Annotated in this window: 6 protein-coding genes and 3 pseudogenes; 3 read left to right on the top strand and 6 right to left on the bottom strand. The window is 64.0% G+C overall.

Annotated features, from left to right (window positions below; all coding sequences use genetic code 11):
- The 3 genes and pseudogenes from AC1DY5_RS38705 to AC1DY5_RS38695 all read right to left on the bottom strand — a co-directional run.
- Window positions 1-211: pseudogene (locus tag AC1DY5_RS38705) on the bottom strand (hypothetical protein); the annotation flags it as partial.
- A complete protein-coding gene (locus AC1DY5_RS38700) occupies window positions 178-390 on the bottom strand; it encodes a hypothetical protein (protein WP_478119757.1) in 213 nt (70 codons plus the stop codon). The gene AC1DY5_RS38700 and the pseudogene AC1DY5_RS38705, both read right to left, overlap by 34 nt.
- 276 nt (window positions 391-666) lie before the next feature.
- Window positions 667-1,994, bottom strand: a pseudogene (locus AC1DY5_RS38695) (IS1380 family transposase).
- A 179-nt stretch (window positions 1,995-2,173) separates the two neighbouring features.
- Here AC1DY5_RS38695 and AC1DY5_RS38690 point away from each other — a divergent pair.
- The gene (locus AC1DY5_RS38690) at window positions 2,174-2,449 is read left to right on the top strand and encodes a hypothetical protein (RefSeq protein ID WP_478119756.1); all 276 of its coding nucleotides are present in this window, start codon (window positions 2,174-2,176) and stop codon (window positions 2,447-2,449) included.
- Between the two features lie 3 nt (window positions 2,450-2,452).
- Here the strand turns inward: AC1DY5_RS38690 and AC1DY5_RS38685 are convergent, their stop codons facing one another.
- Together AC1DY5_RS38685 and AC1DY5_RS38680 are read right to left on the bottom strand one after the other, a co-directional pair.
- Window positions 2,453-3,115 (bottom strand): SDR family NAD(P)-dependent oxidoreductase, encoded by a 663-nt coding sequence (locus tag AC1DY5_RS38685; RefSeq protein ID WP_478119755.1) that lies wholly within the window; start codon window positions 3,113-3,115, stop codon window positions 2,453-2,455.
- A pseudogene (locus AC1DY5_RS38680) lies at window positions 3,016-3,303 on the bottom strand (SDR family NAD(P)-dependent oxidoreductase); the annotation flags it as partial. The pseudogene AC1DY5_RS38680 and the gene AC1DY5_RS38685, both read right to left, overlap by 100 nt.
- A gap of 106 nt (window positions 3,304-3,409) precedes the next feature.
- Between AC1DY5_RS38680 and AC1DY5_RS38675 the strand changes: the two are divergent.
- Window positions 3,410-4,426, top strand: a complete 1,017-nt coding sequence (locus AC1DY5_RS38675) for an AraC family transcriptional regulator (RefSeq protein WP_478119754.1) — start codon at window positions 3,410-3,412, stop codon at window positions 4,424-4,426.
- Between the two features lie 112 nt (window positions 4,427-4,538).
- Here the strand turns inward: AC1DY5_RS38675 and AC1DY5_RS38670 are convergent, their stop codons facing one another.
- Window positions 4,539-5,753: an acyl-CoA dehydrogenase family protein gene (locus tag AC1DY5_RS38670; protein ID WP_478119753.1), complete on the bottom strand. Its 1,215-nt coding sequence runs from the start codon at window positions 5,751-5,753 to the stop codon at window positions 4,539-4,541.
- 106 nt (window positions 5,754-5,859) lie between these two features.
- Between AC1DY5_RS38670 and AC1DY5_RS38665 the strand changes: the two genes are divergently transcribed.
- A partial coding sequence (locus AC1DY5_RS38665) for a DUF4372 domain-containing protein (RefSeq protein WP_478119752.1) occupies window positions 5,860-6,068 on the top strand: 209 nt, incomplete at its 3' end.

Genomic DNA, 6,068 nt, shown 5'->3' with positions numbered 1-6,068 from the left:
GCTTGATGAATGGCGCGAGCCGCCGGCCGGATTCCTCGCTGGTCAGCACCTCGGTGGGGGCCAGCTTGGTCAGCGTGCGCGCTGCGGGATTCGGCTCCCAGGGCTCCCAGACATCTTCACCCAGCAAGCGGCCTTGGTCGTCATAGGGCCAGAACATCTGCATGCCGGGGACCTTGATCAGGTAGTAGGCATTCTCGTCGTCGACCTGCATGCGCCGTTGGCGGCCAGCGTCTTGCCGTGCGTCTGCTGGTACATCGTCGACACCGACGCGATGAAGTTGTCGGCGACGGCCACCTGTTCGTCCTCGTAGAGGATCGATTGGTTGGTCTGCGCCCAGACGCCGTAGAAGCCCTTGACGGCTTCGGCGCCCTCGAGATCACTTACCGGCACTGATGGCTGCGCGAAAGCCGCTGTGCTTAAGTTGTTCCTGGATCCGTGAGCCCCAATGCCCTGCGGACCGATCTGGGCTGCTCTGTTGTCCTGTGACCGAGCAATTCGGTTGCCCGACCCATGGTGGTGCCCGATCCGACGCGATGAAGTCGTCGACATCACGGGTCGATGGTCGATTGGGGTTGGTTGTGCGTGCGCAGGCCCACGCCGCAACCTCGCTGGAATGCGATTTTCTGGATCCGTGAGTTCGTCAGGCCGGTGACAGGCCGGCTGCTCTCAGCCGCAGGCAGCGAAGAGTTCTCCGTGCAGCCGCTGGAAGGGCTTGGTCGAGCGATCATTGGCACCCAGCCCGAGGATGAGGCGCCGRCCATGCTCGATGAGGCGCCCGGCGCGGTAGATGAGTTCCTGCATCACCGTCTTGAGGCGCCGGCGCTTGGCCGCATGGCGTACCGGCGCATCGGGCCCCAGCAGCCCGGCCTGGCCCATCAGGCGCAGGATGTTCAAGGCCAGCGCCGCGAGCTCGCACACCAGGTAGTTGGTACCGAACTTGCCCGAGGGCAGCCGCTCCAGATCGAGGTCGGTCTTGAACTCGGAATGGAACTGCTCGTGCGTGCCGTGGTCGGCGTACAACGCGACGATGGCCTTCGCATCGGTCTGTTTGGCGCTCAGGCTGGTGCTCCAGCCGTCCAGCGTGAGCCTGGGCTCGATTAACAACTGGCCCTGCGCATCGACGGTGCGCTCGTCAGGCGCAGCACGCGGCGCAGCGGCCGCTCGATGCCTTCGATCTCCAGCGGCCTCTTCCCACAGCGTCATGCACTTGCCCTCGCGGGGATGTTCCCAGAGCGTGGTGGCGTCGGCCCCGAGCCGCTCGGCCAGCGCCGCCACGTCGCTCGTGCGCGGGTTCCACTTGATCAGCCAGTCCAGTTGCGGCACGCCTGCACGGTTGTATGACTCGATCTGGCGCTTCAGCGCCGCGGAGTCGAAGCCAGAGTCCAGGCGCGCCAGGATCGGTGCCATCGGACCCGCCGCGCTCAGGCGTTGCGCCATGGGGATCACGCGCTCGAAGTTGAATTGCGTCTCCGACGCCGAATGCTGCACGCCCGGGCGCAGCGCCACTCCAGGCAGAACCGGTGCGAGCCCAGGTACGCGGCCAGCGGGCAGTAGCCATCGACCCCGGCGCAGGTGCGCCCCACGCCATCTTTGACAGTGCCGCCGTTGTTCATGGCGAAGGTGTCCACGTCCAGCGGCAGMCAGCCGCACGCCAAGACGCCATAGTCGGGCCGCGCGCTGGCCAGCAGCGTCTCGATCAGCGTCGGCAGGAAGTCAAACAGGTCGTCCGCGCGGGCGTCCATGCGCTGGCGAAGCGTCGGGCTGGAGGGCAGTAGCTTGATGCCCAGCGCCCGCTTGAAGAAGGCATCGCCGCGGAAGTTCTCGATCGCATCGAAGTCACTCTTGCCCTGCACCAGCAGCCCCAGGTAGCTGCGCAGGATGTCGCTGTTGGCAACGCCATTCTGAACGGCCAAGGCGCTGTCGACACGCTTGAACACTGAGGCGAGTCGATTCAGATGATGTCCGACCAGCGCCAGACCGGCCACAGGCGTCAGGTCGTAGTCGAGTTGACCAGACCACGCGTTTGAAACAGCACCATCAACGCCTCGCACTCGTCTCGCGTTTACCGAAATCACCTCGGATCGACCGCACCCGCAGGGTGAGTGGCTTTCACTCTTGGGCTCACGGATCCAGGAACTCATTTACCCCGTTGGGACAGCTTCGTACTAACCCCATGTCGAACCTCATTCGCAGCGCCACCTTGACCAACTACGCCGAGATCGCGCTGCGGCCGGCCTCGATCCCATGGTCTTACTGCCTGATGTGCGCCTCAATCCGGCGTGCCTGCACGGCCCCCGAAACCTCGGCCAGCTTGGGCAGAAACGGCGCGCCGGTCGTGCCGCTTAGCAGCAGCAAGCCGGCCGAGATGGCACTGGTGATATTTGCCGTGGTCTGGCGGTGGCAGCTGCATCATCCGTCCGCAAATGAAATGGGCTCCCACCCTGTGTGACGATCAGATGATCATGCCTCCGTTGGGGCTGATCACCTGGCCAACCAGGTAGTGTTCGTCCGAGGCCAGGTACACCGCGAGCGAGGCGTATTCCTCGGGCCGGCCGACGCGCCCGAGCGGGATCAGCTGGTTCAAGCGGTCTTTCTGCTCTTCGCTCGCACGCGCGAGGTAGTCCTCCAGCGTCGGCGTCAGCACGCCGCCGCAGGCGATGGCGTTGACGTAGATATTGGCGCCGGCAGCTTCCAGCGCGCTGGTCTTAGTCAGGCTTATGACGCCGGCCTTGGACGCCGAGTAGCCGGGGCTGTGCGTGGTACCGGCGCCGAGTCCGGCGATCGAGGCGATGTTGGTGATCTTGCCCGAGCGCCGCGGCTCCATCAGACGCAGCGCCGCGCGCGTGCAAAAGAACACGCCGTGCATGTTGACTCCCCACCACTTGAGCCATTCGTCGTCTGGGACAGCGAGAACACGATGCCCAGCGACCGGCGCCGCACCGGCGTCGTCATGTACTGCTGGTGCAGGTTGCGCCGCGCCTCCTCGGCGGGCGCACTGGGCACGCGCGCAGCGTTGTTGACCAGGATGTCGACCGTACCGAAGCGTTGCACAGCCTGCGCGAACATCGCGTCGACCGCGGTGCTGTCGGAGACGTCGCAACGCAGCGCGAGGCATTCCGCGCCCCGCGTCTCGAGGCGGGATTGCGTGTGTTGCAGCGCCGCGGGGTCGATGTCGCACAACACCAGGTGCGCGCCCTCATCGGCCATCGCCTCGGCAGTGACGCCCCCAAGGCCGAGTCCGGCGCCGGTGATCAGCGCCGACCTTACCGCCCAGGCGGGCGGCACAGCGTTTCTTCTCTTCATTCATTTGGTGCCTCATGAGTATGTGAGCACTGTCGTGGGAGCAGGAAAATGCCGATTGACCAACGGTGACACTCATTTACCCTGTGGGGACAGCCAGTACTAACCCATGTCGAATCTCGTTCGCAGCGCCAGCTTGACCAACTACGCCGAGGTCGCGCGTGCGGCCGGACTCGACCCCATAGTGTTGCTGGCCGATGTGGGCCTCAACCCGGCGTTCCTGCACGATCCCGACCTGCGGATTCCGAGCGGCGCGGTACGGGACTTGCTGGAGGCCTCGGCATTGGCCAGCGGAATGGACAACTTCGGATTGCGCATGGCTGAGACACGGCAACTGTCGAACCTCGGAGTGGTGGCATTGATGGCGCGTGAGAAACCTACGGTACGGCGCGTCGTTCGGGCAATGATTCGCTACAGCCATGTACTCAATGAATCGGTCTTCGCGAAGCTCGATGAGGCGGAAGGCATCGCGGTGATCCGGCAAGAGTTGCTCATCGGGCATGGCGCCTCGACGCGGCAAGCGACAGAGCTTCTTGTCGGCGTCATGTTCCGCAACCTCAAATTCTTCCTCGGCCCCGCTTGGAATCCGCTGCGGGTGTGCTTCGCGCATGCACCGCCGCGCGATCCGGGCCTGCACTTTCGGATGTTCGGCTATGCCGTCGACTTCGGTCAGGACTTCAATGGGCTCGTCTGCACCACGCGCGACATGGATGCCGCGAACCCGTTGGCCGACCCGGTGATGGCGCGTTATGCGCGGCAGCTTCTCGAAGCCACCGCGGGCGCAGCTCGCATGAGCGCGGTCGATAGCGTGCGCCACATCCTGGTGGTGTTGTTGCCTTCGGGCCAATGCTCCATCGACCAGGTCGCTCAGCAACTCGGCGTCGACCGTCGCACCGTACATCGGCGCCTGCTACGCGAGGGCACGACATTTACCGAAGTGGTGAACACCATCCGGCGCGAGCTGGCTGCACACTACGTCGATGACGGCACGCGTGCGCTGTCGCAGGTTGGCGAGCTGCTGGGCTTCTCGGCGCTGAGCGCCTTCTCGCGTTGGTACAAGCAGCAGTTTGGCGAAGTCGCCGGGCAGCGACGCCGGGCGGTCTCCGGACATAACGGCAGGATCTAGGCCGATCGAGCAACTTCATGGCGGCGCTGAAGGGCGGAGCTTAGGGTGACCTGAATGGCAAGGGCATCAATGTCCTAGCCCGTGACGTCTTTGCCGAAGATTGAGCGGGCGATTACCAGTTCTGGATCTCGTTGGTGTCTTCATAGATCTCCGCGATCTTGCAATCGCGATAGATTTCCTCCACCCGGTAGTGCGAGCCGTCGGCTGCCAACTCCGCCATGAAGCCATAGCCGCCAAAGATCTGAACACCGTCGCGTGCGAATTCGGCAGCGAGGTTGGTTGCGTACCACTTCGCCATGGCGGCCTCGGGCTCCGGAAACGCCTCGCCCGCATCCATGCGAAGCGCCGCCTTCATGTACAGGTTGCGCGCATTCTCGATCTCGGTGGCGCGCTCGGCCAGCTTGAACTGCCAGTGCTGGAACTGCGCGATCGTCTTGCCAAATGCCTGCCGCGTCTTCAGTCGCTCGACGCTGTGGTCGAAGGTGGCCTGCGCCATCCCGACTCCACTCGCGGCGATGCCGATGCGCCCGTAGGTCAACGTCTGCAATGCGATCTTGAGGCCGCCGCCGACTGCGCCAACGACGTTCTCCGCCGGAACCTGCACGTTGTCGAAATAGATGTCGGCGCTCAGTTGGCCGTGATTGCCCATCTTCCGATCGGGCGCGCCGACGCGCACGCCCGGTGCGTCGAGATCGACGACGATTACCGTCATGCGTCCTTCTTCCGCGCACAGCAGCACGACGAATTCGGCGACTGGCGCATTCGTGATGAAGCGCTTGCGTCCATTGATCACATAGCTTGCGCCCTCGCGGTTCGCGAAGGTCTGCATCGTCTTGATGCTGAGATCCGTGCTGGCATCGGGCTCGGTGGTGGCGAAACTGCCGATCTTCTCTCCCGCCAGCAGCGGGGCCAGGTAGCGCTGTTGCAGCGCAAGCGACGCATGCTCCAGCGCGTGGCCGGCCAGGATGCAGTGCACGTCGACGACTGCCGCGACAGAGTTCGAGTGGTAGGCCAGCTCCTCGATGAGCGCGGCGGTGGCGCACGCCGGGTGCTTCAATCCACGGCCGCCCACCTCGGCCGCGAAAGGGATCCGGAACAATCCCGCTTCGGCCATCTTGCGGAAGAGATCGCGCGGGAAGTTATCGACCGACTCTTCCCGATGCCCGATCTCCCAGGCCACCGGCGCCACGTGTTCGTCGGCAAAGCGGCGGACCTCCTCGCGAACGGCCTTCGTTTCATCGGGCGTCAGCAGGTCGTGATACAGCTTCGGCTGGTGGCGTTCGGGCGCCTGCTGGCTCGGCGCAATTGTGTTGTCTCTGGCGTTCATTTCTCGCATTTCCTTTGGCGGCGGGCTTGGCTGCCCCGTTGATGTGAGACCAAGTCTAGGTTTCGACCCACTCTTGTCCAAGACAGAAAGGCGTTGAGCCATCCCGATGCGTGGGGTAAAAAGTTGTCGCCAAACGAACTTCCACCCCACTCACGAGAGGCCCAACGTGAAAGCATCATGCAGCATGTTCAGTCAGATCCTCAAGCTGATTCCGCGCATCGAGTTCGAGCACATCGTCAAGCGCACCCAGGCTGAATACGCGTCCAAGGGCTTCTCCAGTTGGGGCCAGCTGGTTGCGATGCTGTTTTGCCAACT

This window comes from Variovorax sp. P4_D9, from assembly GCF_056401695.1.
The sequence above is the reverse complement of the archived record's forward strand: the minus strand, read 5'-3'. Positions and strand labels throughout refer to the sequence as shown.

What these genes read in the sequence shown, in the direction of transcription:
- AC1DY5_RS38690 (WP_478119756.1), top strand. Translation starts at nt 2,174, where the DNA reads ATGTCGAACCTCATTCGCAGCGCCACCTTGACCAACTACGCCGAGATC.
- AC1DY5_RS38685 (WP_478119755.1), bottom strand. Translation starts at nt 3,115, where the DNA reads ATGCCTCGCGCTGCGTTGCGACGTCTCCGACAGCACCGCGGTCGACGC.
- AC1DY5_RS38675 (WP_478119754.1), top strand. Translation starts at nt 3,410, where the DNA reads ATGTCGAATCTCGTTCGCAGCGCCAGCTTGACCAACTACGCCGAGGTC.
- AC1DY5_RS38670 (WP_478119753.1), bottom strand. Translation starts at nt 5,753, where the DNA reads ATGAACGCCAGAGACAACACAATTGCGCCGAGCCAGCAGGCGCCCGAA.